A 26113-nucleotide genomic window follows, 5' to 3' on the forward strand; every position below is an offset into this window, starting at 1 on the left:
CCACTGCTGACGTAGGGTGGGCTTCAGCCCACCGGGGCGGTTGGTCGGTCGCAGAGGGCGAGACGGGGTGGAAGCATCTGGTGGGCTAAAGCCCACCCTACGGGTGCGTCCGGCTGGGCCATGGTGATGTACCGGCGGATGTAGGGTGGACGTCGTTTTTTACACCCGCTGTTCACGAAGCTGACTCAACATCGGTCCGCTTTTCGTAGGAGCGAGCTTGCTCGCGATCATGGTTCGGCGTCCGGGTGATGCCGGTTACCTGCGCGAGCCCGGGTCGCCAGCAAGCTGGCTCCTACTGAGCCGGTGCGTTCGACGCGCTGGGTCTGAGCTCGTAAAGACCTGCCGGCGGTCGCCGCCAGGCTCCCTCCAAAAAAAAGATGATTGCAATCAAGTCTGCCAAAGCCCCCAACCCTGTAAAAAGTAGGCCTGGCTCCGCGATTCCGGAGCGATCACTGTTCTGACCGGCAGGGCTTTGCCCCTCCAGGCAGATACGAGCAAGCTCAGGAGGCCTTTGTGCAAGTTATAGATCGGCGAAAAGCCTTGAGTATCCCGCCCGTGTGGCGGCTCGCCTTTCGCCCGTTTTTTCTCGCCGGCAGCCTCTTCGCGCTGCTCGCTATTCCCTTGTGGATCGCTGCGTGGACTGGCCTCTGGCCGGGCTTCCAGCCAACCGGTGGCTGGTTGTCCTGGCACCGCCACGAAATGCTGTTCGGCTTCGCCATGGCTATCGTTGCGGGCTTTCTGCTCACGGCGGGGCAGACCTGGACCGGTCAGCCTGGCGTATCGGGTAACAGGCTGATGGCGCTGGCCGTAGTCTGGCTGCTGGCGCGTCTCGTCTGGTTGTTCGGGCTGCCGTTGGCGCTGCTGATTCCGCTCGATCTGCTGTTCATGCTGGGTGTGACCGGGCTGATGGCGCGCATGCTCTGGGTGGCCAGGCAGAAGCGCAACTACCCGATCATCGCCGTGCTCGGCCTGATGACGGCCGCCGATGTGCTGGTGCTCTGTGGCATCGCGCTGGGCGATGACGGTTTGCAGCGCCAGGGTGTGCTCGCTGGGCTTTGGCTGGTGGCGGCGCTGATGGCCATCATCGGCGGACGCGTGATTCCTTTCTTCACCCAACGCGGCCTCGGTCACACCGAAGCGGTCAAGCCGTGGCTCTGGCTGGACGTGGCGTTGCTGGTGGGGACCGGTCTGATCGCTGCGCTATACGCCGCCGGCGTTGCCTTGCAACAGAACCTCGGGCTCGGCGTGCTGTTTCTCGCCATTGGCGCCGGGCACCTGCTGCGGCTGCTGCGCTGGTATGACAGCGGCATCTGGCGCGTGCCGCTGTTGTGGTCGTTGCACCTGGCCATGCTCTGGCTGGTGATCGCCGCAACCGGATTGGCGCTGTGGAATTTCGGTCTGCTGGACAGCTCCAGCTCGTCGCTGCATGCGCTGTCGGTCGGTTCCATGAGCGGCTTGATCCTGGCGATGATTGCTCGCGTCACGCTCGGGCATACCGGCCGGCCGTTACAGCTGCCGTCCGGCATCGTCAGCGCCTTCGTATTGTTCAACCTCGGTGCGGCCTCGCGGGTGTTTCTGGTGACCGAATGGCCACTGACTGGCCTGTGGCTTGCCGCGATCTGCTGGACCCTGGCGTTCGCCCTATATGCCTGGCGCTATGCACCGATGCTGGTCACCGCGCGGGTCGATGGCCACCCAGGCTAGACGCTGAACAAACCTCTTATCCCGCTACCCCCTAAAGAAATGCTGCCTGCCCATTCCGGGACGGGCAGCCTGCGGCCCGGCGATTGCCGGCATCGGAGATGATGATGAAAAATGAATTCAATGAACGCCTGGCCGTCGTCACCGGGGCCAGTTCGGGTATCGGGTTGGCGCTGTGCACCGCACTGCTGCAGCGCGGCGCGCGAGTATTGGCCATGTCGCGCAGCCTGGGCGGCTTGGCACAGCTGATGGAAACCTATGCTGAGCACCTGCACTGGGTCGAGGGCGACGTGACCTCGGCGGATGATCTACAGCTGCTGGCGCGTCGGGCTGCCGAGCTGGGTCCGGTGGACTATCTGGTGCCGAACGCGGGCATCGCCGAGTTGGGCGACAGCCTCGACGTGGCTTGCTTCGAGCGCCAGTGGGCGGTCAATGGAGCCGGCGCGCTGAACACCCTGGGCGCGTTGCGTGCCGAATTGGCCAAACCAGCATCGGTGGTGTTCGTCGGCACCTTCCTGACGCGCAGCACCTTCCCGGGGCTGGCGGCCTATATCGCTAGCAAAGCCGCGCTGGTCGCACATGCCCGCACCCTGGCGGTGGAGTTCGCTCCGCTGAACGTGCGCATCAATGTGGTTTCCCCAGGGCCGACGGCCACCGCGATCTGGGGCACGCTGGGGCTGCCCGATGAGCAACTCGAGCAGGTGGCCGAAGGCGTCACCCAGCGCCTGCTACCGGGGCATTTCCTCGAATCTGCTGCGGTGGCCAATGTCATTCTGTTCCAGCTCTCGCAGGGCGCGCGTGGCGTCTACGGCCAGGATTGGGTGGTCGACAACGGCTACACGCTTCACTGAACCCGGCGAGGCAGACGATGTTTTTCAGATGGCAACGAGCCGCCCGCGATCTGCAGCTGAAGCATGATCGGCTGCAGCAAACCTGCGCGGAGCAGGCCGCGCGTATTGCAGCGCTGGAGGCGCAGGCGGCCACTGTTAGCGCCGCCAGCGTCGATGGGCAACGCCAGCTGGACTATTACCGCGGCGTTGCCGGCAATCTGGTCCGCTTCAGCCATTCGGTGGAGCATCTGGGCGACTCGTTCGAATACCTCACTGGCCAGCTGAGCGAAAACCGCACACAGGCCGAGCAGGTTGCCGACGCCGCGCTGAGCAATCAGCAGCACTTCGGCGAGCTACAGAACAAGGCGGTCGAGATGGAGAACGGGCTCAACCAGGCTTCGCAGCAGGTCGACGCCCTTGCAGCCCATTCGCAACAGATCAACGGCATCGTCGATCTCATCAGCGGCATCGCCAGCCAGACAAACTTGCTCGCCCTCAATGCGGCCATCGAGGCGGCGCGGGCGGGTGACGCCGGTCGCGGCTTCGCTGTGGTTGCAGGGGAAATCCGCAGCCTGGCGGAAAAGACCGCATTGGCTACCGCTGATATCGTTCAAGAGATCACCCAGGTGCAGGCCGAGATCGCCAGCGTTCACGCTTATATTCAGGTGCAGGGCGACCTCGCGCAGGGGTTCAGCCGTACCACCGAACGGGCCGTGGCAGCCATGCAGCACCTGCATGGGTTGGCCGGCAACATGCGCCACGGCATCGAACGTTCCTCGTTCCGTGCGGGCATCGAGTTGGCCAACCTCGATGAGCTGTCGCTCAAGTTCGTCGTCTACAACCAGGTCCTCGGATCGGACAGCCAGCAGGCGCCGGTTTTGCCAAGCGAGCGTGAGTGTCGCTTCGGTCGCTGGTACTACGGGGAAACCAGTCGCGGCATGCACCGGCTGGAGCATTTTCGGCAGATCGAGCGTCCGCACACGGCTGTCCATCATCAGGGGCAGCAGGCTATCGAGGCGTTTCGTCGGCAGGCACTGGAAGACGCGCTCGGTCATATGAGCGAGATGGAAGAGGCCAATCTCGAGGTGATGCGCATCGTTGCGGCGCTGATTGGCGAGCAGGAGAAAGAGGCGCGGCCTGCTATCAGCCAAGCGTGTTAGCAGACTCGGTAAGCCATGTTTCCGTGTTTTAACTGACCGATCGCGTCAGGGCTTGCCTGTTGCTGCAGATGAGACAAGCCAGCTAGAAACGTTGATAGCAAAAATACTGCAGCAAAGAATCAATACTATTCATTAGCGTTGGGTCTGGCGCGCACCGACAATGTGCGCCCGATTCGTCCGTGCCCTTATTTGAGGCATCGAACCTCCTTGATCGACCGACACGGCCCGTTATGCAAGCGGTTGGGCGTAGCGGCGATCAACAGACTCAACGCAAGCAGGAACCATGCAGGAACGCCTTTTAGACTGGTGTCGATCATTTGCGCCCGTGCCTTTATCGGCGCGTCCCGCTGAATGGCTGCGTGCCGCAACGGGCATCGGCTTGGCGTTGTTGCTGGTCATCCCGTTCAGCGCCTGGGTGTTCGGAATCTCAGTCACCCTGCCGCTGGCTGCGCCGGCGGCTGCGTCCGCTGTGTTGCTGTTCGCGGCCTCGTCGAGCCCCTTCGCTCAGCCATGGTCGGTGATCGGCGGCAATCTGTTAGCCGCCGCCATCGGTATCGCGCTGGGTGCCAGCCCCTTGCCTGTGGCGATGGCGGCCGGCCTGGCTGGGGCGCTGGCGATCATCTGCCTGTTCAGTTTGCGCTGCCTGCATCCGCCGGGTGCGGCGCTGGCGCTGGTGGCGGTGGTCGGCAGTCCGGAGCTGCACGCATACGGGTTCCAGTTGCTCTTCCCGGTAGCGTTCAACTCGTTGCTGCTGGTGGTGGTGGCGCTGCTCTACAACAATCTCAGCGGACATGCCTACCCCAAGCCGCGGGCGCAGAAGGGGAACACTCATCACACCCATGACCCGTTGCCCAGCGAGCGTATGAGCTTCAGAGATGACGACGTGGAGCGGGCGCTGGCCGAGTTCGGTGAATATGTCGACGTCACCCGGGATGATCTGGCACAGCTGATCAAGCAGACCGAAAAGCATGCGTTGCGACGCAGCATGGGCGAGATAACCGCCGCCGACATCATGTCCCGCGATCTTTACTGGGGCACCCCGGACTGCTCCATTCAACGCGCCTGGCAGAGCCTGCGCGAGCACCGCTTGCATTCCTTGCCGGTGGTCAAAGGCGACAGTCGCGAGCTGCTCGGCATCGTCACGCTGGTCGACCTGCTCAAGCATCTGCGCTCGACGCCGGCGCGTCTGCGTTTCAGCCAATTGAAACGCGCAGGCGGCGCTCGGCTGCGCTCGATCATGAGTACGCCGGTGGTCACGGTTAACCCGGACACGCACATGGTCGATCTGGTGTTCCTGCTCTCCGATAAGGGCCTGCACTGCCTGCCGGTGGTGGACGCCGAGCAGCGCCTGATCGGCATGATCACCCAGACCGATCTGATCGCGGCGCTCTATCGGAACTGGTTGAAACACTTGCCCGACTGAAGCGCCCTTAGCCTCTCGGGATGACACCTGATTGGCAGAGGGCCATCGCGCCCTGCATCGCAGCCCGCGGGAGGCACTGCCGGAACCTGTGGCATAGTCGCAGTGCCTGAGTGCTATACCTCTTCCAAGCCGAGCCCATGCAAGACCCTTTCAACGACTGGCTGCGATCCTTCTTTCCGGTGCCATTGAGCGTGGGGCCGAAGGAATGGCTGCGCGCGGTGATTGGTGTGGGTCTGGTGGTGCTGCCAATGGTTTCCATCGGTCTTTGGCTGTTTGGCGGCCCGGTCACGCTGCATATCGTCGCGCCAGCCGGCGCTTCGGCGGTGATCCTCTTCAGTGCATCGTCGAGTCCCTTCGCCCAACCCTGGTCAGTGCTCGGTGGCAACCTCATTGCGGTGACCATTGGCGTCGCGCTGGGCGCCAGTGCCTTGCCCACGGTGGCAGCGGCGGTCCTGGCGGTATGCCTGGCCATTGCCTGTCTGTTCCTGCTGCGCTGCATGCATCCGCCAAGCTGTGCGCTGGCGATGGTCGCCGCCATCGGCGGGCCGGGGATCAGCGAGTTGGGTTATGGCCTGCTGATCCCGGTGGCCTTCAACTCGCTGCTGCTGATTGCCGCTGCGTTGGTCTACAACAACCTCACGCGCCATCCCTATCCCAAACCGCGCGCGGCCAGTGGCGCAGAGCAGACTGGCAGTGTCCCGCTGGGGGAGGAGCAGATGAGCTTCACCAGCGATGACGTGGACCGTGCACTGGAGGATTTCGGTGAGTACGTCGACGTCACCCGCGACGATTTAGTGGACTTGATCAAACGCACCGAGACTCATGCTATTCGCCGCAGCATGGGTACCGTCACCGCTGGCGACATCATGTGCCGCGAGTTGCACTGGGTCGACCCAGCGGCCCGGATGCGTCAGGCCTGGGATGTCGTGCGTCGGCACCGTCTGCATTCGCTGGCCGTGCTTGAACCGGGCAGCGGCAAGCTGGTGGGCATCCTCACCCTGACCGATCTGCTGCAGCACTTCGAGCCCAGCCCGTCACGGCTCAACCTGCGGCGGCTGACGTTCGGTCGTGAGGTGCGAGTGGAGGGGATCATGAGCGCGCCGGTGGTCTCGGTGCATGAAGACGCGCATCTGGCCGATCTGGTCCATTTGCTGGCCGACCGCCGCATGTCTTGCTTGCCCGTCGTCGACGCCGAGCAGCGCCTGGTCGGCATGATCACCCAGAGCGATCTGGTCGCCGGGCTTTACCAGAACTGGATGAAGCGGCTGAGCAGCTGAGGCGTCGTTGTCCTGGCGTTTTGTCTGGATTTGCCCGGCTAGATTTCATAGTTCCAGCGCGACCAGTCGTATTCCTCTTCGGCGGCTTCTCGCAGCAGCGCAACGGCACGCTGTAGCGCCGGCGACTCGGCGGCATGCGGGTACACCAGGTAGACCGGGTAGCTGAACTCGGGCGCCTGCTCGACCCGTTTGAGCACGCCTTCGTCAAGGTAGCGTTGGACCACGCGCGTGCGGAAGTAACCGCGACCGCCATGCTGCAGCAGATACTGCAGCGCCAGTGGGCCGAGGCTGAAGGAAAGCGCGGTGCGGATGTGCTCCGGCAGGGCACGGTCATGCTGACTACGAAACGCCGGGCCCCAGTCGACGTACAGATAAGGCTCGGGGATGTAGCTGTGAACCACCTGGATCAGCTTTTCCTCGAGCAATTGCTCGACCTGCAGCCCAGGCCAGTACTCGGGCTGATGCACCAGCGCCGCATCCAGTACGCCGAGGCCTAGCTGCTTCTGCAGCTCCTCGCCACTGGCCACCTCGTTACGAAAGGCATGGTCGGGCATCATCTGGCGCAGGCGCTGGACCCAGGCCAGCATCAATGGGTTGCACAGGCTGATTTCGGCGCCCAGCGACAGCAGCTTGTCATAGCCGCGCGGCAGGGGCAGCTCACGTCGGGCGGTTTCCCAGGTCTGCACTAGCTGGGTGGCATAGGTAACGAAACGCTCGCCGTCGCTGGTCAACCGCGCACCGGCGCGGTTGCGCACGAACAGCCGGCAGCCGAGCTGCGTTTCGAGGCTGCGAACCCGGGCAGTGACCGCGGTCTGGGTGATATGCAGCCGCTCGGCCGTGGCGATGAAGCTGCCGCTGCGGATGATCTCGAGAAAGGTGCGGGCGAGATCGATGTCCATGAAAGCGTGCTCATATCAAAGGGTTTGATATGAAAGCAGGTTGGAATGAAAGATAAAAGCCGAAAGGGGGGTTCCAGGCTGGACAGTTGGGGGTAATAGCACTCGAGGTTTGGGTCGGGCGGTGTTGCGCTTCAGCTGTCTTGCGCGCTTTTCTGCGCCTCTTGGTGGGCTGAAGCCCACCCTACTTGGTGGAGGTAATTGCGAGCTTTGTGGGTTGGGCGGCTTTGCGCTTCGGTCCTCCGGGGGCGTTTCCTGCTCCCTCATGGTGGGCTGAAGCCCACCCTACTTATTGGGCGGAAATCCGTGCAGGTTGACGCCGATCCTCCAGACGCTTTTATCGTCGTTTGCCTTTAGTGCGACGTGCCTTCGGCGTACTCGATTTTGTTGCCGACGTTGTACTTGCCGGACGGCTTGTTCATCGGAATGCGCTTGATCTCTTTCAATGTCTTGGCGTCATAGACGATCAGCGCGCCATCGGTGTCCCAGACGCTAAGCAGCGCGTAGCGACCGTCGTTGGTGAACTCGACATGTGCAGCATTCTTCCCAGGCATCGGCCTTAGCGTATGGGCGACCTCCAGGGTCTGCTTGTCGATCAAATGCACCGCATCGTTGTTGGGGCCGAAGAACACATCGGTCCAGGCATAGGGTGAGTTGAGGTGGCTGCGCATGAAGAACCCCGGCCCTTCGGTGGGGATTTCCTTGATCAGTTTCCAGCTCTGCAGATCGAGCACCGAAATCAGACCCTTGCTTACGTTGGGCGTGGCGAATACCCAGTTGCCGCCGCGTTTCCAGTAGATGCCCGAGCCCAGGTGCGGCATGCCCGGCAACGGAATGTCGGTGACCGCTTTGCCGGTATCGAGATCAATGACCTGCCCGCCGAGTGCCTTGCGCGAGGTGGCCAGCAGATAGCGGTAATCTGGTGTGAAGGAGAAGTCGTCAAGGAAGTCGGCAGCCTCGATGCGCCGTGGCTGGAAATCTGGCTTGCCGGCGTAGGAAATTTCCCAGGCTTCTTTCACGTCTTTCAGTGCCACTACGAAGCTGTCACGCGGCGGTGCGGTGTAAACAGCGCTGACCCGCGATTGGGTGCCGTCCGCGCCAAGGGTCGGGATGTGTTTGACCAGAGACAGATCGCGTGCATCCAGCAAGACCAGATTACCCGGCAGGTAGTTGCCCACCAGCACCCAGCGCCCGTCGTTGCTCACGGCCAGGTTGCGGGTATTCAGCCCGGCCCGTACCTCGGCGATCATGGTCAGGTTGTGCAAGTCGTAGACGCTGATCCAGCCGTCCCGCGAGGCGAAGTAGACGAAGCGGCCATCCGGCGAGAACTTCGGCCCGCCGTGCAGGGCAAAGTGTGACTGGAAGTTGGCCAGCTCCTCGAAGCGATCACCGTCCAGTACGCGCACGTGATGGTTGCCGGCCTCGACCACGACGAACAGGTTCAGCGGATCGGCGCTGTGCTGCGGTGTGCTCGGCAGCGTGTCGACGTCGGTGAGGATGCGATGGCTGGCGCGGATGTCGGCATCGCTCCAGGTCGGTGGTGTGGCGGCCGGTTGGTAGAGGTAGCTGACCAGCGCATCGATTTGCGCAGGGTTCAGGCGATCACCGAATGCGGCCATCTGGCTGGCCGGACGGCCGTTGTGAATCACCGCGCGCGCCTCATCTGGTTTGATTCGGCTGAGGCTCTCGGGTAGCAACGCGGGCCCGGCCCCGCCTAAACGATTGGCACCATGGCAGCTCTGGCAGTATTGCTCATAGAGCACGCCGGCCTGCTCCAGCGACACGGCCTCCGGGGCGGCCTGCACGGCCCCGCAGAGCATGAGCAGGGCGAAGGGGATCAGTCGCATAACGCCTCCAGAACTGCTTCCTGTGAACTGTGCTCGGCACATAGGCGCGCCGGAAACTCCAGTGATTGATTGGCGAACAGGCCGACCACTTGCCCTATCACGGTCAAGGTAGGGGGTTTCAGTTGTTGTGACTGCGCCATCGACGGCAGCTGTTTCAGTGTGCAGCGCACCACCCGCTGATCGGCGCGGGTACCGTTGCCGATCAACGCGGCGGGGGTGTCGACCGGCAGGCCGGCAGCAATCAGGTTGCGCGAGATCTCGCCAAGGCTGGCCAGGCCCATGTAGAACACCAGGGTCTGCTTGCCCTCGACCAGGCTACTCCAGGGCAGCTGTAGAGCGCCGTCTTCCTGCAGGTGACCGGTGATGAACTGGCAGGAATGGGCTAGGTCGCGGTGAGTCAGCGGAATCCCGGCATAGGCGCTGCAACCCGCTGCGGCGGTAATGCCTGGCACCACCTGACCGTTGATGCCACGGGCGAGCAGGTATTCGAGTTCTTCCGCGCCGCGGCCGAAGATAAAGGGGTCGCCGCCCTTGAGGCGCACCACGCGCAGGCTCTGCTGCGCCAGATCCACCAGCAGCTGATTGATCTGCGGCTGCGGCAGGCTGTGGTAGCCGCTGGTCTTGCCGACGTAGTGGCGTGCGCAGCGCTCAGGTATCAGCTTCATCAGATCGTCGCTGACAAGGCGGTCATAGACCACGGCATCTGCTTGCTGGAGCAGGCTCCAGGCACGCAGGGTAAGCAGGCCTGGGTCGCCGGGGCCGGCGCCGACGAGCGCGACTTCGCCCGGGGCCAGGGTCGCGCCAAGTGAAGCGGGGAGAGTGATTGGCTGATCCATGCGAACTCCTGAGAATCTCATCGGGCTGGCGGTATGTACGGGGCGGCCTTGGGGCCGCTCTTGGTCAAATGGCGATGCTGGGAATGCACTGCGGTTGTGGCAAACCGATCTCCTGGTCACTGAGGTAGCAGCCGGGGTCTTCGCCCCAGAGATTGCCTTCAGCCCAGGCGCGGGTGCGTGTGTTGCCATTGCAGATCGACAACCAGCGGCACTCGGCGCAGCGTCCGGTCACGGCCCGGGGGTGCTGGCGCAGCTCGGTGAGCAGCGGCTCGGGATTGTCCATCCAGAGTTCACGGAACGACTGTCGCCGCACATTGCCGACGGTGTGCTGCCACCAGTAGGTATCCGGGTGCACATCGCCGATGTTGTCGATATTGGCGATGCCGCCACCCGACGCATTGCCGCCCCAGGCGCGCAACATCTGCTCCAGACGATCGCGGTGCTGTGGCAGATGGGTTTCCACCCACTGCAGCAGCAGGATGGCGTCGGCATCGTTGTTGCCACTGACGAAATCGGTTTCGCGGCCGTTCTGCACGTCGTCCCAGGCCTGCTCGAACAGCTGGTACATGGCGTCGCGGGTCATCTGGTGATGGGCGTCGGCCTTGCGGCTGCGCTTGCCACGGCCGCTGTAGTTGAGGTGTGAGAGGTAGAACTTCTGCATGTCATGCTCGCGCATCAGCGCCAGTAGAGCAGGCAGCTGCGGGTAGTTGTTCTGGGTCAGGGTGGTGCGCAGGCCGACACGAATGCCATGTTGGCGGCACAGGTCGATGGCGTGCATCGAGGCGGCGAAGCTGCCCTTGAGCTGGCGCCAGTCGTCATGGACCGCTTCCAGCCCGTCGATGCTGATGCCGACGTAGTCGTACTTGGCGGCAGCGATCTGATCGATATTGCGCTCATCGATCAGCGTGCCGTTGGTGGACAGGGCAACGAAGAAGCCTTTCTCGCGGGCGTATTCGGACAACTCGAAAATGTCGTCGCGCAGCAGCGGTTCGCCGCCGGAGAGAATCAGCACGCGTACGCCCGCTTCGTGCAGGTCATCGATGACCTTGCACGCTTCGGCGGTATCCAGCTCATCGCGAAACACGCTGTCCGCCGACGTCGCGTAGCAATGCTTGCAGGTCAGGTTGCAGCGCCGCAGCAGATTCCAGATCACCACGGGCGGCCGGCTTGCACCGGGGCTGCGTGCGCCCAGTACCGGCATGGCAGGCCGGGCGAGGGCACGCAGGTAATGGCTGATTCTCAACATGAGCGTTTCTCCTGCCGCATCACGCTTGGTTGCGCGGTTCGATAGATGCAGCATCCCCGAGCGACACTCGCCAATCCTTGACTGGAAACAATAAAAGCCATGGTCCCGGCAGGGGCATGCACCGCGTGTTCGACAGCGAGCTGGTTCTGGCTTTCGTCACAAAGCAAACGTCTGCTCTTAAACCGCGGTAGACGCCAAAAAGTCGTCGCTAGGAACCGCAATGATGCGTAGATGAGCATTACCGATGCTGTTGTGAGTCCGGGCATTTCGTAGGGTGGGCTTCAGCCCACCAGCAAGCACAAGGTGACGGTGGGCTGAAGCGGAACGCCGCCCGGCCCAGCCTACAGGGGCATGCGCGTCGGCCCTAGCGACGACTGCTCACACGCAGCCCAGTCTTTTTCAGGATGCGACTGCTGACCCACATATCGTTGCGCTTTACCTCGTCAACAAGCTTGGTTTGGAAGTGGATTATCAATTGAGACCGGGCACAGAAGGCTGGAACGGCATGATCGTGGCAGCTCTGATGGCGCTGCGGCGCGGGCATTTCGTAGGGTGGGCTTCAGCCCACCAGCAAGCACAAGGTGACGGTGGGCTGAAGCCCACCCTACAGGGGCATGCGCATCGGCCCTAGCGACGACTGCTCACCCGCAGCCCGGTCTTTTTCAGGATGCGACTGCTGACCAGCATTTCCTCGGCCCGGCAGGCGCTGCCGAGCAGCTGCCGAATCTCGGCACGGTAGGCCTCGATTTCCTCGGCGCTGCGGCCATGGACCATGGCGAACAGGTTGTAGTGCCAGCCCGGCTGACGCGGGCGCCGGTAGCAATGGCTGACGAAGGCCTGCGAACCGATCAACGGACCGAGACGGGCGATCTCTGCGTCGTCCACGTCCCAGACGGTCATGCCGTTGTGTCGATAACCCAGGCGGTAATGGTTGGGCACGGCGGCGATGCGGCGGATGGCGCCCTCTGTCTGCAGCCGTTGCAGCAGTTCGAGGGTGACCTCGATGCTGGTTCCCAGCCGTTCAGCCAGCCAGGCCCAGGGATCATCCACCAGTGGCAGGCCCGCTTCGGTGAGTTCGACCAGGCGTTTCGCCAGTTCCATCGATTCGGGTGCGTCTGACGGGTCAGACCGGGAAGTGCAGGCCGACATGGTAGGTCTCCTCCTTGGGCAGGTTGAGCACCGGTAGGCCCGTCTCGGCTTCGATGCGGGCGATCGTCTGGGCGATGCCTTTGGGTGTCGCGCAGCCGAGCACAAACCACATGTTCCAGGCGTGTTCGCGGCGGTAGTTGTGGGCCACCTCGGGCATGGCCGCGAGTTGCTCGGCGACACGGTCGAAGCGCGCTTCGGGTACCGACAGTGCGGCAAGGGTAAAGGCGCCGCCGAGGCGTTCGATGTCGAACATGGGGCCGAAGCGGGTCAGGGTGCCATCGTCGAGCAGCGCCTGAACGCGTTCGCGCAGCTGCGCGGCGTCGGCATCCAGTTCCTCGGCCAACGCTTGCCAGGGATGGCGGACCAGCGGCACGCCGAGTTGCAGGCGATTGATCAGGCGCCGGTCGAGGTCATCCATGGGCGGCCACCTGGCTCGCGGGCGGTGCATAACGCCCGCCGCACTGCTTGAACGCGCGGGTGCTGAACAGCAGTTGGTGCGGAACGTCGCGCAGCCCGTTCTCGGCGAGCATCTGTTCGATCAGTCGGCAGACCTGTTCGCGCTCACGGCCGTGCACCATGCAGAACAGGTTGTACGGCCAGTCGGGTAAGCGCCTCGGCCGTTGGTAGCAGAGGTTCACACCCGCCGCTTGGCCGAGTTTGCGGCCGACCTCGTCGACGCACTCATCCGGAATATCCATCACCAGCATGGCATTGGCGCGAAAGCCCAGCGCACGATGTTTGATGACCAACCCCATGCGCCGAAACAAGCCGCTATCACTCCAGCGCCGGACCTGTTCCAGCACCGCCTCTTCGCTGGCACCCACGCGCTCGGCCAGCACCTGATAAGGACGTGCGGCCAGTGGCAGGCCGGCTTCGAGCAGGCGCCGCAGCTGCAATGCCTGGAGGTCGTTCAGGAGTAATGTCATGGCGCGTCTCCGATGGGGAAGCCGAGGTCGATGCGGTAGGCCGCCTGCATTGGCAGGTCCAGCGGGACCAGGCCGGTCTCGGCTTCGATCTGTAGCAACAGCGCATCGATGCGGGCGCGGTCCGGGCCGGTGAGCACGAACCAGAGGTTGTAACGATGCTCGCGCAGGTAGTTGTGGTTGACCTCAGGGTAACGGTTGATCTGTTCGGCGACCTGTTCCAGCTGCGCTTCGGGTACGGCGAGGGCGACCAGGGTGCTGGCGCCAGCGCGGCTGTGTTCGAACACCGGGCCGATGCGCGACAGGCCACCGCTGCTTTCCAGCTGTTCGAGGCAGGCCAGTACCTCGTCTTCGCTACACTCGAGCGCATCGGCCATGGCGCGATAGGGTTCGGCGCACAGCGGCATGCCGTGTTGAAAGCGGTCGATCAGGCGGCGGCTGAGAGGGTCGATTTGCATGTCACAACCCCGTTTCGTGAGCGCGGCTGCTGAAGAAAATGCCGCTCGGGCTGTCGGCGGGCAGGCGCTTGAGGAGCTTCAGCGTGTAGGGGTCCCAGACCTGCACCTCGTTGCCGTCACGTACCGACAGCCAGAGCTGGTCGCCACGGGCGGTGAATTCCATGTGCAGCACAGCCGGTCCGGGTTCCAGCTGAGCGATGATCTCGTGGGTTTCGCTGTCGATCACCTGCACCTTGCCGTTGTCCGGGTGGGCGAAGTTGACCCAGATCTGACGGGCGTCCGGGCGCGCCATGACGAACACGGGTTGGCCGGCGACATCGATGGCGTCGGTCTGCTTCCAGCTCTGTGAGTCCATCACCAGCACCTGGTGATGACCGATGGCCGGAACGAAGGTCTGGTTGCCGGCGACCGTCCAGCCCTCGAGGTGCGGCATCTTGTAGACCGGCAGCGCTGCCTCGCCACGGCCGTAGCCGTCGATGATCCGCTCGACACCGCGGGCGGTGTGCCAGAGGTCGATCTTGGCCATGCCGTCCTCGCCGAACAGGCCGGCGATGTAGTAACGACCGTCCGGGGTCAGCAGGGCGTCGTAGGGTTGCTTACCGACGTTCTCGAATCGGGTGATTTGCGGAGTGTTGCCCTGGCTGAAGTCCAGCAGCCAGGTTTCATGGGTGTCGAACAGGCTGTAGATGAAGCGCCGCCCGGGCGCGTCGATGACGCCAACCACGCGTGAGTTGCGGCTGCCGTCGGCCAGCGGCGTGGCGGGGATGTCGGCCACCAGCTCCAACGTGTCGGCATCGAAGACCTTGACGCCGCCGGGCTCGTAGTTGCCGACGGCGATCAGCTTGCCGTCCTGGCTGATGGCGCCGCCGATGCTGTTGCCGCCTTGAATGATGCGCTTGTCGATGCGCTGGCGCAGCAGGTCGACCTTGGTCAGGCCGCCGTCACGACCGAACACATAGGCGAAGCGCTCGTCGCGGGAAAACACTACCGAGGCGTGGGACAGGTCACCCAGCCCCTCGATACGGGCCAGGCGCGTCTGACCACTGGTTTCGACGATTTGCAGGCTACCGCTGGCGCGCTCCACCACCACACCCAGATCGCCGGTGCCGCGGAGCGGTTGCTCGGCGCAGGCACCGAGCAACAGGCTGGCAATGGCGAGCAGCAAAGACGGACGGATCATGGCGTTGGGTATCCTTCGAGGAGTAAATCGACCAGCCAGGCGATGTCCTGCTCATTGAGCAGCGCGTTCCAGCCGGGCATGGCGGTGCCGGGCCGACCGTGGGTCACGGTGGCGATCAGGCTTTCACGGGGTTTGCCGGCGATGGCGTCGAGGGTCAGTGCGGGACCGAGGCCGCCGGTCATGCGCAGACCGTGGCAGGAGCCGCAGTCCTGCACCAGCAGGTGTTCGAGCTGTGCCTGGCGGGCGGCGGTAGGCGTATCGGCCAGGGCATTGGAAAAGGGAAGAAGGGACACCAGGCTGAGCCCCAAACCGAATACTGCGTGTCGGGACTGAAACATGATGTCCTCCTTGGCTGTTACTTGAGGCTCAGAACCCACTCGGCGAGGGTTTTGGCTTCTTCTTCGGTGACTGGGTTTGGCGGCATCGGGATTGGACCCCAGTTACCCTGGGTGCCGTTTTTGATGCGCCCGGCGAGCAGATCGGCAGCGCCTTCCTGGCCGGCGTACTTGGCGGCGACTTCCTTCAGGGCTGGGCCGACCATCTTGGCGTCCATGCTGTGGCAGGCCGCGCAGGGCTTGCTCTTGAACAGCGCTTCACCGTCCTGAGCCACGGCAGGCTGCAGGACCATCGCGCCGCCGAGGGCGAGCAGTGGGATGAGAACTTTTTTCATCAGTTACTTCCTCAAGGCTAGGGGGGGATCTTGGCGTCCCCCCCGGTTTTACTCAGTACACGTCGTGCTGAGTGTTATGGACGTTAAATTTACCGGTTGGGGTAATCAACCTTTTGTCCTTGATCACCTTTTTCAGCTTTAACGTCTTGTCATCGACCACGACGATTGCCGATTGCTCGTCCTGGCCACTCCAGACGGAGAACCAGACCTCGTCGCCCGCTTCGTTGTACTCCGGTTGCACGACGCGTTTGGCACCGTCTGTCACTCCGGCCCATTCGGCGATTGGCAACACGGTAAAGCCTGCGCCCAGATCGTCGATGTTAAACACCGCTGCCGATTGGCTGATCTTGGCGTCCGGGTTGAAGGTGGTGTCCAGATAGATGTGGTTGGACTTCGGATGGGTCTTGATGAACAGCGAGCCGCCACCCTGTCCCTTGAGCGTTTCGACCACTTTCCAGGCATGGTCTGGGTGCTTGTCCGGATCGGTGCCGATCAGGGAGATGGTTTCATCGCCCAGGTGGCTGGTCGCCCAGACCGGACCGAACTTTGGATGCACGAAGTTGGCGCCGCGACCCGGATGCGGGATTTTGCCCACATCGACCAACGCAGCCATCTTGCGCTCTTTCGAGTCGATCACTGCAACCTTGTTCGAATTGTTCGCCGCCGTCATGAAGTAGCGATGGCTGACGTCCCAGCCGCCGTCATGCAGGAACGGCGCGGTGCCGATCATGGTGGTGGTCAGGTTGTCGATGTCCTCGTAGTTGACCAGCAGCACCTTGCCGGTTTCCTTGACGTTGACGATGAACTCCGGATGTTCGTGGGAGGCGATGATCGCCGCCACGCGTGGCTCCGGATGGTATTCCTGAGTGCCCACGGTCATGCCCCGAGTCGAGACGATCTGCAGCGGCTCCAGGGTTTCGCCATCCATGATGGTGTATTGCGGCGGCCAGTAGTCGCCGGCGATCACGTACTTGTCTTCGTAGCCCTTGAACTTGGAGGTTTCGACCGAGCGAGCCTCGATGCCGACCTTGATCTCGGCGACCTTCAGCGGCTCTTTGGCCCAGAGGTCGATCATGTCGATCTTAGCGTCGCGACCGATCACCAACAGATAACGGCCGGAGGCGGACATGCGTGAGATGTGCACCGCGTAGCCGGTGTCGATGGTCTTGATGATTTCTTTGCTCTTGCCATCAATCAGCGCGATCTTGCCGTCGTCACGCAGGGTGACGGAGAACAGGTTGGGCAGATCCAGCTTGTTCATTTGCTTCTTTGGTCGGTCTTCCGGTTTGACCAGCACCTTCCAGGAATTCTTCATCTCGGCCATCCCCCACTCGGGCGGGGTTGGTGGGGTGTGCTGAATGTACTTGGCCATCAGCGTGATTTCGTCTTTGCTCAGCGCGTTGGAGGTGCCCCAGTTGGGCATGCCGGCGGGCGAGCCGTAAGTGATCAGCGCCTCGAGATAGGCCTGTCCGCGTTCCTGGGTAATGTCCGGCGTCAGTGCCTTGCCGGTTGCACCCTTGCGCAGCACACCGTGGCAGCCGGCGCAGCGCTGGAAATAGATCTCTTTGGCCTGCTCGAATTCGGCGGCGTTCAGGTCAGGTGCACCGGGCGAATGGACCACCTGGGCGCTGGCCGGATCGATAGCGGAGGCTTGGCCCTTGTAGGCGGCATCGGCGTTTTCTGGATTCATCGCGGCCTGGGCAACTGCCAGTCCGAGCATTGAAAAGCCGGCGATGAAGCCCGCCAGTATGGGTTTGCTCATAGTGATCTCCTCTGACCGCTTCGTGCGGTTCCTGCTAGTGACGGCGATGTGGCAGTTCCCGGGTCTTGCTGTATGCGCTTGCATCCTATGGCCGGCTCTGTGCGAAAGCGCTTGATGCCAATCAAGAGTCGATCCGGGATACGCCAGGCGTGACGTCGTGTCGCGGGGACGGATAAATCAGGCGGGAAAAGGGAAGAAGCGCACGTCAAAAGCCGATGGTTACGCACGCGCATTGGCTCATTTCGAGTCGGGCTTGACCGTAATCAAGCTTCGCCGGCGGACGGCTTGAGGGGCGGCGGGGTGACGATTAGCGTGGTGCTAGTCAAATCCAACCGCTGCAGTGAGGTATTGCCAATGAACGCGCCCGAGAACCTTGTCGGCATGAGCGGTGCTCCGTTCTACCAGTCGCTGGGCAACGAAGAGGTGCTCTTCGAGCAGGCCTGGAAGCATGGCATGCCGGTGCTGATCAAGGGCCCAACCGGCTGCGGCAAGACCCGCTTCGTGCAGCACATGGCGCACCGGCTGAACCTGCCGCTGTATACCGTGGCCTGCCATGACGATCTCTCCGCCGCCGATCTGGTTGGCCGTCATCTGATCGGTGCCCAGGGCACCTGGTGGCAAGACGGCCCGCTGACCCGCGCCGTGCGCGAAGGTGGTATCTGCTACCTGGACGAGGTGGTCGAAGCCCGGCAGGACACCGCCGTGGTGCTGCATCCGCTGGCGGACGATCGGCGCGAGCTGTTCATCGAGCGCACTGGCGAAGCCTTGAAAGCACCACCGGGCTTCATGCTGGTGGTGAGCTACAACCCGGGTTACCAGAACCTGCTCAAGGGTATGAAGCCGAGCACCCGGCAGCGTTTCGTCGCCATGCGTTTCGACTATCCGCCAGCGGCCGATGAGCAGCGCATCGTCGCCAACGAGGCACAGGTGGATGCCGAACTGGCGGCGCAGGTCGTCAAGCTCGGGCAGGCCCTGCGCCGGCTCGAACAGCACGATCTCGAAGAAGTCGCCTCGACCCGCCTGCTGATTTTCACCGCGCGGATGATCCGCTCCGGCATGAGCCCGCGCGAGGCCTGCATGGCTTGCCTGGCCGAGCCGCTGTCGGACGATCCGCAAACCGTCGCGGCGCTGATGGATGTGGTCGATGTCCATTTCGGTTGACCGCACCAGCCTCTCCCGGCGCCTGCCGGGCGATCTGGCGATGTGGTTCTTTATCCTCGCCGAGTTGACCGTCTTCGCCATCCTGATTCTGGCCTTCGCCGTGACCCAGGTGCTTAACCCAGAGCTGTTCAGCCAGAGCCGCGCAGCGCTGGACAGCTCCATGGGGCTCGCACTGACCCTCAGCCTGCTGACGTCCGGCCTGTTCGCGGCGCTGGCCGTGGAGCAGGTGCGCGCAGCACGGCCTGGGCGGGGGGCGCTACTGCTGGTCGCTGCGTTGGCGACCTCCTGCGTTTACGTCGTGCTCAAGCTCAACGAGTACGGTCATCTGTCATCGATGGGGCTGGGGCTCGAGCACAACACCTTCTTCACCCTGTACTGGATTCTTACCGGCTTTCACTTTCTCCATGTGCTGCTGGGGATGGTGATCCTCGGCTGGATGGCCATGCGTTGCCAGCGCGGCCTTTATACGGCGGCGGACTGCGCGGGTCTGGAATCCGGGGTGCTCTATTGGCACATGGTCGATATGGTCTGGGTGCTGCTGTTCCCGCTGGTCTACGTCATCAACTGAGGAGACCGTGATGTCCGCTTCAAAGGTGCTGATCGGGTGTTGGCTGGCGCTGGCCGTCTTGTCTACAGCCACCGTACTGCTCGGCAACGCCGGCTCGACGCTACTGCTTGCCGGCGCCGTGCTGGCCGTCGCGCTGATCAAGGCCTGGGTGATCACCGAAGGCTTCATGGAGCTGCGCCATGCGCCGGTCATGTGGCGCCTGCTGTTGTTCGGCTGGCCCCTGGCGATGGCGTGCGGGATTCTGTTCGCAATGATGGTGTAGGTGACGAACTGCGATCGCCAGCAAGCGGGCTTCGCGGACAAGGCTAGGCGCCCCCGACCACGCCCAAGGGTTGCGTGGTGGGGATTCTGTTTGTGTTGATGGAGTAGCTAGCGTGCCCGGATCGCCAGCAAGCTGGCTCCTACACCGGACAGCCGTGCGCCGACAATTTGTAGCCAGGCTGGCGGGCTTTGCTTACGCGCAGTTGCGGCTGACCCCGTGGACGAGCCTTCCGCGGCCTTGCTCCGTTCTTCGTAGGAGCCAGCTTGCTGGCGAACGCTTTGTATTTCGGGGTCGCAACCGACCCACGTGCGCGCGTCGATGGGCGCTTCCTGGTGCCCTGCGTCCATAGAGCCGTAGGGTGGGCTTCAGCCCACCGCTTGCTCATGAAGCCCACCCTGTACGGCTTTGTCGCGTCGCTTGCGTCTGCAAAGCCGGCTCTCGCATGGGTAGGGAAAGACCCAGTACCGTGTTCAGGTTTTTCTTGATTGCTATCAAGCAGGTTTCGATAGCTCCCTTCTTAAACTGGCCACGCCAACATGAGGAGGCGACCATGTCCGAGACCTTTACCAAGGGAATGGCCAGAAACATCTACTTCGGGGGAAGCGTGTTCTTCTTCCTGGTATTTCTGGGCCTGACCTATCACACAGAGCAGACCTTTCCAGAGCGATCCAATGAGTCGGAACTGACCGAAGCAGTGGTGCGAGGCAAAGCGGTCTGGGAAAACAACAACTGCATCGGCTGCCACAGCCTGCTTGGTGAAGGTGCCTACTTTGCGCCGGAACTGGGCAACGTCTTCGTTCGACGCGGTGAGGATGCGGCCTTCAAGCCCTTCCTGCAGGCCTGGATGAAGGCTCAGCCGCTGGGCGTACCCGGACGCAGATCGATGCCTCAGTTCAACCTGAGCGAGCAGGAAGTCGACGATATGGCCGAATTCCTCAAGTGGACATCGAAGATCGATACCAATAACTGGCCGCCAAACAAGGAGGGCTGAGAGATGAGCGTTATGAATCCGCATCTCAAGTTCCAATCGCAGGCCGTCGCTAAACCCTACTTCGTATTTGCGCTGATGCTCTTCGTCGGGCAGATCCTGTTCGGCCTGATCATGGGCCTGCAGTACGTCGTCGGTGACTTCCTGTTTCCACTGCTGCCCTTCAACGTGGCACGCATGGTTCACACCAACCTGCTCATCGTCTGGCTGTTGTTCGGCTTCATGGGCGCGGCCTACTACCTCATCCCTGAGGAAGCGGACCGTGAACTGCACAGCCCGAAACTGGCGATCATCCTGTTCTGGGTGTTCGCAGCAGCCGGCGTGCTGACCATTCTCGGTTACCTGTTCGTGCCCTACGCCGGTCTTGCCGAGCTGACGCACAACGAACTGCTGCCGACCATGGGCCGGGAGTTCCTCGAGCAACCGACGATCACCAAGATCGGTATTGTCGTGGTCGCTCTGGGCTTCCTTTACAACGTCGGGATGACCCTGCTCAAGGGCCGCAAGACCGCCATCAGCATGGTCATGATGACCGGCCTGATCGGGCTTGCAGTGTTCTTCCTGTTCTCCTTCTACAACCCGGAAAACCTGGCGCGCGACAAGTACTACTGGTGGTTCGTGGTGCACCTGTGGGTTGAAGGCGTGTGGGAACTGATCATGGGTTCGATGCTGGCCTTCGTCCTGATCAAGATCACCGGTGTCGACCGTGAAGTGATCGAGAAGTGGCTCTACGTGATCATCGCCATGGCGCTGATCACCGGCATCATCGGTACCGGTCACCACTTCTTCTGGATTGGTGCACCTGAGGTCTGGTTGTGGCTGGGTTCGATCTTCTCTGCCCTGGAACCGCTGCCGTTCTTCGCCATGGTGCTGTTCTCGCTGAACATGGTGAACCGTCGTCGCCGTCAGCACCCGAACAAGGCCGCATCGCTCTGGGCCATCGGCACTACCGTGACTGCGTTCCTGGGTGCTGGCGTGTGGGGCTTCCTGCATACCCTGGCTCCGGTGAACTACTACACCCACGGTTCGCAGTTGACTGCAGCGCATGGCCACCTGGCGTTCTACGGTGCCTACGCCATGATCGTGATGACCATGATCAGCTACGCCATGCCGCGTCTGCGTGGCCTGGGTGAGGCGCCGGATGCACGGGCTCAGCGCATCGAGATCTGGGGCTTCTGGTTGATGACGCTGTCGATGGTCGCGATCACCCTGTTCCTCACCGCCGCTGGCGTGGTGCAGGTCTGGTTGCAGCGGATTCCGGCTGACGGGGCAGCGATGTCCTTCATGAATACCGCTGACCAACTGGCTGTGTTCTTCTGGTTGCGGCTGGGCGCTGGGGTGTTCTTCCTCATCGGGCTGGTGCTCTACCTCTGCAGCTTCAGGCAGCGTGGGCGAGTAACCGCGGATGTACCTGCGGCCGTCGTTGCGGCCTGAGGCAAGACACCGATGTAATCGACGGCCCGGCTGACCCAGCGGGCCGTTGTTGTTTTCAAACCGCGCTAAGGATCAATCGCCATGGCCTTTACCATCGAAGTTGAAGAGTGGGTCGGCAGTGTCTGGCACCGCTTCATCACCCGCCGCGCCAGCCCGGACTTCCCCGACGCCAACGTCTCGCTGGAAAGCATGCAGCGCAGCCTGTCGGTGCTGTTTCGTGCCATGGGCGGTGCCAGTGGTATCGGTGTCGAGGCGGCCAACGCGCGCGATCTGATGTTGCGCCGCAACCTGCTGCAACAAGTCGCTGGCACCTGCAAGCAATTGCCGGTGGCCTGGTGCGATGCGAACAACCTGCGCCTGCCGCAGAATCTCGCGGTATACCCCGAAGTTTCACTCAATCAGGATTTGTATCGCTGGCTGGCGCTGCTCGCGGCGCAGGCGGGCGAGATGCGTCACTGGGCGCGTGACAACCAGCGCTGGACTCAAGCCATCCTCGAGCGTTTCCCGGCGATGCAGCCACGCTACGAGCGGCTCGTCGAAGCGCATCTGCAGCTCCGGCCAGATCCGGACACGCTGCCCCGCGCCGAGGGTGCGCTGGAGCGCGCCATCTGCCAGGCCCTACGTGAGCCGGGCAGTGTTCAGCAATTCCCGCGCAGCGAAGTGGCCCCCTGGCCGCTGCCCATGTGGTTGTACCCCGCGGAAAATCTCGGCGTGCCGCAGGCCACCGAGCTCGCCGAAGAAGATCAGGAAAACAACCTGCAGGCGCCGCCGACCGAGCAGAAGGGCATGCGCAAGCGTGCCAAGCGTGTCGAGGACAGCACCAGCAAGGGCGGCCTGATGCTGTTCCGCCTGGAAAATCTGTTCAGCTGGTCCGAGCATGTCGAGCTGGATCGCCAGGGCGATGACAGCGAAAACGAAGACGCCTCGCGTGTTGCAGAAGACCTCGATGAAATCGCCATGTCGCGTCAGCGGATGCGCAAGGGCGGCGGCCTCAAGCTGCACCTGGACCTGCCGCCTGCGGACGTGGATGACATTCCGCTGGGCGAAGGCATCAAGCTACCGGAATGGGACTATCGCAAGCAGCGCATGCAGGCCGATTTCGTCAGCCTGCAGATGATGTTGCCCCGGGGCTCCGAACCCATGGGGCTGCCGCTGCGACTGAGCCCGCTGGCGCGCAAGCTGCGTCGGCAGTTCGAACACCTGCGTAATGATCGCCAATGGCTGCGCGGGCAGCCGCAGGGCTCCGAGCTAGACATGCAGGCCTGGCTCGATTTTCACGTCGAGCGCCAGCACGGCCAGTGCGCCGAGCGCGGGCTGTTCATGGAGCAGCGACAGAATCGCCGCGACCTGGCGTGCCTGCTGCTGGCCGACCTGTCCATGTCCACCGACGCGCACCTGGACGACGAGCACAAGGTGATCGACGTGATCACCGACAGCCTGCTGCTGTTCGGCGAAGCCCTGTCGGCGGTAGGCGACGATTTCGCGCTGTATGGCTTTTCCTCGCTGCGTCGCCAGCAGGTTCGCATGCAGGAGCTCAAGAGCTTCAAACAGCGCTATGGCGACGACACCCGTGGTCGGATCCAGGCGCTGAAGCCGGGCTACTACACACGTATGGGCGCGGCCATTCGCCAGGCGACCGAACTGCTGGGCAAGTGCAAGCAGCGACGCAAACTGTTGCTGCTGGTCACCGACGGCAAGCCCAATGACCTGGATCTCTACGAAGGCCGTTATGGCGTCGAAGACACCCGCCAGGCAGTCATGGAAGCACGGCGTCAGGGGTTGTTGCCGTTCTGCATCACCATCGACCAGGAGGCGGGCGATTACCTGCCCTACATGTTCGGTGCCAACGGCTTCACCTTGATCAAGGAGCCACAACAACTCCCGTTCCGCCTGCCACAGTTGTACAAGCAGCTGACCCAGCCGTAGGGTGGATGTCGCTTTTTACATCCGCCGTTACCCGGTTCGGTGGACCGCCACCCCGTGGATCGGTGAAGCGTGATCCACCCTACGAACCGCCAGGGCAGATTGCGTGGCAACGGTAGTGTGGGACGGGCTGCGTTCCGTTTCAGCCCACCAGCCTTTTCGCCGCTTGATGCCTCGCCATTCACCTGCGGAAATGGCCCGTTCATGCCGCGACATTGACGCAGTGTTCCGAGGCTATGTTTTTTAGCGCAGTTGCTTCGCTTGATTCTGGCGTATTCATCGGTGGGCTGAAGCCCACCCTACGGTCTTCATGGCGCGCCGTATTCAGGCTTGCCAGTTTGGGAAGGACGTTGCTTTGATGGACGGAAGCCCACTCTGCCAGATGGCCCAGCAATGCGGTCGGAGCACACCGGCGGTTTTGTAGGGTGGGCTTCAGCCCACCAAGGCATCTATCGAGAGGCTGTTGCCCGCCAAGCTTGATGTCGCTATCCATTCTCCCGAAGTTGCCTCAGGGCGAGGGTGATTCGTAGGGCAGATGTCGCTTTTCACATCCACCACCATACCGCTCAGTGGATCGCCACCCGGTGGATCGTCACCCGATGGATCGGGCAAGCATGATCCGCACTACGAACCGTCTAGAACAGGTTGCGCGGCAGCCAGACGATCATCACTGCGCAGAAGATGGCAAGGCCGATGCAAAACCAGAAAAATCTGCTTTGCCGTCGTTCCCCGGCGGTATCAGCCAGGGCGGGGAGGGGCATGCCGCAGTTGCTGCACTCGGCTTCCTGCGGCGGGTTGGGTTGCTGGCAGTACAGGCATCTGGGCATGGCCGCGTCCTCTCTAGGTCAGTTCCAGATTGCCACGTCCAGCCTCTGTTTGAGATTGACCAATATCAACCCGTTGCAAGAGCTAGCTTGTCGCTGCCGCACGGTTCGCTGCGAGGGGCTGTAAGGATTGTTGATCCGCTTGCCCGTCACTCGAAGGATTCGAGGCGTTGGCGATCGAGAATGGTGATTTGCCGACCTTCCTGAGTGATGATTTGCTCGTCGATCAAGCGCCTGATGATCCGTGAAAACGTCTCCGGCTGGATCGACAGGTGGCCCGCAATGAGCTGCTTGGCCATCGGCAGCTCGAAGCTGTTGCCTTCATCCTTCAGACGCGCCAGCTGCGTCATCAAATAGCGCACCACGCGGTGAGTGGCGTTCTTCAACGAGAGGGTCTCGATTTCATTGATGCGTTGGTGCAAGCGCACGCTCAGTTTGCCGAGCAGGGCAAAGGAGAGCTTCTGGTTAGCTTCCAGCAGACGCATATATGCCGTGTTGGAGAAGCGGTAGACCTGCGTCGGGCACACGGCCTGGGCCGAGGCGACGTAGTTGGGCGTGTCCATCAGCATCATCGCTTCGGCAAAGGTCTGGCGATTGCCGATCACCTCGAAGACTTTTTCCTGCCCGTCCGGGGTCAGGCGGTAGATCTTTACTGCGCCAGAAATCACGAAATAGAACGAGTGTGCCGGTTCGCCCTGGTGAAAGAGGTTGTCGCCTTTGTCCAGGTTGAGCAGCTGGCTTGCGCTCATCAGCTCGTCCATCTGCTCGTCATTGAGCGGTTCGAACAGGTGGTGGCTGCGAAGAATCTGGTTATGTACGCGATGAAGCACCATGCAAGGCATCCTTATTTCTAATAATTAGCCGTCCGCAATCAAGGTTGACGGAGCGGAACGATAGCTGCGCTCAAACTGGCTGACCAAAGCAGGGGCAGAGCGCAATGAAGAGTCGTTACAAAGCCTAGCCCAGATGCCATGGCACAAGTATTGATGCAGGCCGGATTAGCACGAGGGCTGAGACAGGATCCTCTTGCGTATCTGGTTTCACTGACCCGATATGACGGTTTCGTTCCAGTGCGGCGGGGCGAACAGGCTTGGATAGCGCTCAAGCGCGACGTGGATCCGTTGGACGCCGTCGGCTCGCTCGGCGGGCACGGCCAGTGCCTTGGCACCGCCGAGCAGGTCGGCGAGTAACCCGTGCAACGCCGCGTCGGCCTGTGCAGACAATTCGCAATTGGCGATCAGGTAGGAAACGCTGTCCTCGACCTCCTTCTGCAATGCCAAGGCCTGGCGCTCGCTGATCGGTTGCGCCGGATCGTCTGGCAGCGCGGCCTCGGCGGCTTGGCGGAGGCGCGTCATGCCTTCACGCAGGGCGGCATCGGTTGCCCACTGCTGCTCGCCGCCAGCGGGTGACGCAGCGTGCGCGCCGTGCCCGTCGTGAGTAACCGTTGCTTGCGCGGTATCGACCACCACGTCGAGTGCCACGCCACTGGCCAGTGCCAGCATCGACGCCATTGCAAGGCCCCACGCCAAGGGTTGGATGACTGCTTTCATATGCACCTCCGGTACTGCTGGGGCGGGCCGTCTGGCCCGTAGCGT

The 26113-nt window shown here is 62.5% G+C and carries 26 protein-coding genes and 1 pseudogene; 12 read left to right on the forward strand and 15 right to left on the reverse strand.

The genetic code is table 11. The features are described 5' to 3' along the window. Window positions 1-513: 513 nt before the first annotated feature. From RT21_RS19625 to RT21_RS19645, 6 genes and pseudogenes are all read left to right on the forward strand, one after another. Complete coding sequence (locus RT21_RS19625; RefSeq protein ID WP_046164056.1) at window positions 514-1704, forward strand: NnrS family protein; 1191 nt, start codon at window positions 514-516, stop codon at window positions 1702-1704. A 104-nt stretch (window positions 1705-1808) separates the two neighbouring features. Next, window positions 1809-2552 (forward strand): SDR family NAD(P)-dependent oxidoreductase, encoded by a 744-nt coding sequence (locus RT21_RS19630; RefSeq protein WP_046164057.1) that lies wholly within the window; start codon window positions 1809-1811, stop codon window positions 2550-2552. Window positions 2553-2947: 395 nt separating this feature from the next. Continuing rightward, window positions 2948-3214 (forward strand): annotated as a pseudogene (locus RT21_RS24485) (methyl-accepting chemotaxis protein); the annotation flags it as partial. Between the two features lie 69 nt (window positions 3215-3283). After that, entirely contained in the window at window positions 3284-3691 is a 408-nt protein-coding gene (locus RT21_RS24490; protein ID WP_371263631.1) for a CZB domain-containing protein, read from the forward strand. Window positions 3692-3974: 283 nt separating this feature from the next. Then, entirely contained in the window at window positions 3975-5114 is a 1140-nt protein-coding gene (locus tag RT21_RS19640) for an HPP family protein (RefSeq protein WP_046164059.1), read from the forward strand. A gap of 137 nt (window positions 5115-5251) precedes the next feature. Next, window positions 5252-6391 (forward strand): HPP family protein, encoded by a 1140-nt coding sequence (locus RT21_RS19645; protein ID WP_046164060.1) that lies wholly within the window; start codon window positions 5252-5254, stop codon window positions 6389-6391. A 38-nt stretch (window positions 6392-6429) separates the two neighbouring features. On the opposite strand, the gene RT21_RS19650 is transcribed toward RT21_RS19645, so the two are convergent. The 12 genes from RT21_RS19650 to RT21_RS19705 form a co-directional block, all read right to left on the reverse strand. After that, window positions 6430-7290 carry a LysR family transcriptional regulator gene (locus RT21_RS19650; RefSeq protein WP_046164061.1) on the reverse strand — a complete coding sequence of 287 codons (861 nt, stop codon included), beginning with the start codon at window positions 7288-7290 and terminating at the stop codon, window positions 6430-6432. A 350-nt stretch (window positions 7291-7640) separates the two neighbouring features. Next, entirely contained in the window at window positions 7641-9134 is a 1494-nt protein-coding gene (locus tag RT21_RS19655) for a nitrite reductase (protein WP_046164062.1), read from the reverse strand. After that, window positions 9125-9970 carry a uroporphyrinogen-III C-methyltransferase gene (gene cobA / locus RT21_RS19660; RefSeq protein WP_046164063.1) on the reverse strand — a complete coding sequence of 282 codons (846 nt, stop codon included), beginning with the start codon at window positions 9968-9970 and terminating at the stop codon, window positions 9125-9127. Before cobA ends, RT21_RS19655 begins: the two co-directional genes overlap by 10 nt. Before the next feature lie 64 nt (window positions 9971-10034). Then, entirely contained in the window at window positions 10035-11216 is a 1182-nt protein-coding gene (gene nirJ / locus RT21_RS19665; protein ID WP_046164155.1) for a heme d1 biosynthesis radical SAM protein NirJ, read from the reverse strand. Window positions 11217-11843: 627 nt separating this feature from the next. Further along, complete coding sequence (locus tag RT21_RS19670; protein ID WP_046164064.1) at window positions 11844-12365, reverse strand: siroheme decarboxylase subunit beta; 522 nt, start codon at window positions 12363-12365, stop codon at window positions 11844-11846. Beyond that, a complete protein-coding gene (locus RT21_RS19675) occupies window positions 12340-12783 on the reverse strand; it encodes an Lrp/AsnC family transcriptional regulator (RefSeq protein ID WP_046164065.1) in 444 nt (147 codons plus the stop codon). Before RT21_RS19675 ends, RT21_RS19670 begins: the two co-directional genes overlap by 26 nt. Further along, window positions 12776-13291: a siroheme decarboxylase subunit beta gene (locus tag RT21_RS19680; RefSeq protein ID WP_046164066.1), complete on the reverse strand. Its 516-nt coding sequence runs from the start codon at window positions 13289-13291 to the stop codon at window positions 12776-12778. Before RT21_RS19680 ends, RT21_RS19675 begins: the two co-directional genes overlap by 8 nt. Beyond that, the gene (locus tag RT21_RS19685) at window positions 13288-13746 is read right to left on the reverse strand and encodes an Lrp/AsnC family transcriptional regulator (protein WP_046164067.1); all 459 of its coding nucleotides are present in this window, start codon (window positions 13744-13746) and stop codon (window positions 13288-13290) included. The genes RT21_RS19680 and RT21_RS19685 overlap by 4 nt, the downstream gene beginning before the upstream one ends. A gap of 1 nt (window position 13747) precedes the next feature. Beyond that, window positions 13748-14926 (reverse strand): cytochrome D1 domain-containing protein, encoded by a 1179-nt coding sequence (locus tag RT21_RS19690; RefSeq protein ID WP_046164068.1) that lies wholly within the window; start codon window positions 14924-14926, stop codon window positions 13748-13750. Next, window positions 14923-15264, reverse strand: coding sequence for a c-type cytochrome (locus RT21_RS19695; RefSeq protein WP_046164069.1), 342 nt, complete (start codon window positions 15262-15264; stop codon window positions 14923-14925). The genes RT21_RS19690 and RT21_RS19695 overlap by 4 nt, the downstream gene beginning before the upstream one ends. Before the next feature lie 17 nt (window positions 15265-15281). Further along, window positions 15282-15596, reverse strand: a complete 315-nt coding sequence (locus RT21_RS19700) for a c-type cytochrome (RefSeq protein WP_046164070.1) — start codon at window positions 15594-15596, stop codon at window positions 15282-15284. A gap of 52 nt (window positions 15597-15648) precedes the next feature. Continuing rightward, on the reverse strand, window positions 15649-17358 hold the full coding sequence (locus tag RT21_RS19705) for a nitrite reductase (protein ID WP_046164071.1): 1710 nt from the start codon (window positions 17356-17358) through the stop codon (window positions 15649-15651). Window positions 17359-17739: 381 nt separating this feature from the next. Here RT21_RS19705 and RT21_RS19710 point away from each other — a divergent pair, with 381 nt between their 5' ends. The 6 genes from RT21_RS19710 to RT21_RS19740 all read left to right on the forward strand — a co-directional run bounded on the left by RT21_RS19710 (window position 17740) and on the right by RT21_RS19740 (window position 23697). Beyond that, the gene (locus tag RT21_RS19710) at window positions 17740-18519 is read left to right on the forward strand and encodes a CbbQ/NirQ/NorQ/GpvN family protein (protein ID WP_177327112.1); all 780 of its coding nucleotides are present in this window, start codon (window positions 17740-17742) and stop codon (window positions 18517-18519) included. Next, window positions 18503-19087 carry a cytochrome c oxidase subunit 3 gene (locus RT21_RS19715; RefSeq protein ID WP_046164073.1) on the forward strand — a complete coding sequence of 195 codons (585 nt, stop codon included), beginning with the start codon at window positions 18503-18505 and terminating at the stop codon, window positions 19085-19087. Before RT21_RS19710 ends, RT21_RS19715 begins: the two co-directional genes overlap by 17 nt. Before the next feature lie 10 nt (window positions 19088-19097). Then, window positions 19098-19349, forward strand: a complete 252-nt coding sequence (locus tag RT21_RS19720) for a cytochrome C oxidase subunit IV family protein (RefSeq protein ID WP_046164074.1) — start codon at window positions 19098-19100, stop codon at window positions 19347-19349. 550 nt (window positions 19350-19899) lie between these two features. Then, window positions 19900-20340 carry a c-type cytochrome gene (locus RT21_RS19730; RefSeq protein WP_045430055.1) on the forward strand — a complete coding sequence of 147 codons (441 nt, stop codon included), beginning with the start codon at window positions 19900-19902 and terminating at the stop codon, window positions 20338-20340. Window positions 20341-20343: 3 nt separating this feature from the next. Further along, window positions 20344-21771, forward strand: coding sequence for a cbb3-type cytochrome c oxidase subunit I (locus RT21_RS19735; RefSeq protein ID WP_046164076.1), 1428 nt, complete (start codon window positions 20344-20346; stop codon window positions 21769-21771). 81 nt (window positions 21772-21852) lie between these two features. Continuing rightward, entirely contained in the window at window positions 21853-23697 is a 1845-nt protein-coding gene (locus tag RT21_RS19740) for a nitric oxide reductase activation protein NorD (protein ID WP_046164077.1), read from the forward strand. Window positions 23698-24329: 632 nt separating this feature from the next. Here RT21_RS19740 and RT21_RS19745 read toward each other — a convergent pair. The 3 genes from RT21_RS19745 to RT21_RS19755 form a co-directional block, all read right to left on the reverse strand. Beyond that, window positions 24330-24521: a hypothetical protein gene (locus RT21_RS19745; protein WP_045430046.1), complete on the reverse strand. Its 192-nt coding sequence runs from the start codon at window positions 24519-24521 to the stop codon at window positions 24330-24332. A 146-nt stretch (window positions 24522-24667) separates the two neighbouring features. Then, entirely contained in the window at window positions 24668-25351 is a 684-nt protein-coding gene (locus RT21_RS19750) for a Crp/Fnr family transcriptional regulator (RefSeq protein ID WP_045430043.1), read from the reverse strand. Window positions 25352-25558: 207 nt separating this feature from the next. After that, window positions 25559-26068 carry a hypothetical protein gene (locus tag RT21_RS19755; RefSeq protein ID WP_046164078.1) on the reverse strand — a complete coding sequence of 170 codons (510 nt, stop codon included), beginning with the start codon at window positions 26066-26068 and terminating at the stop codon, window positions 25559-25561. Between the last annotated feature and the right edge of the window lie 45 nt (window positions 26069-26113).

The sequence above is a fragment of the Pseudomonas sp. 10B238 genome (assembly GCF_000970615.1).
In the GTDB taxonomy this organism is placed as follows: Bacteria; Pseudomonadota; Gammaproteobacteria; order Pseudomonadales; family Pseudomonadaceae; genus Stutzerimonas.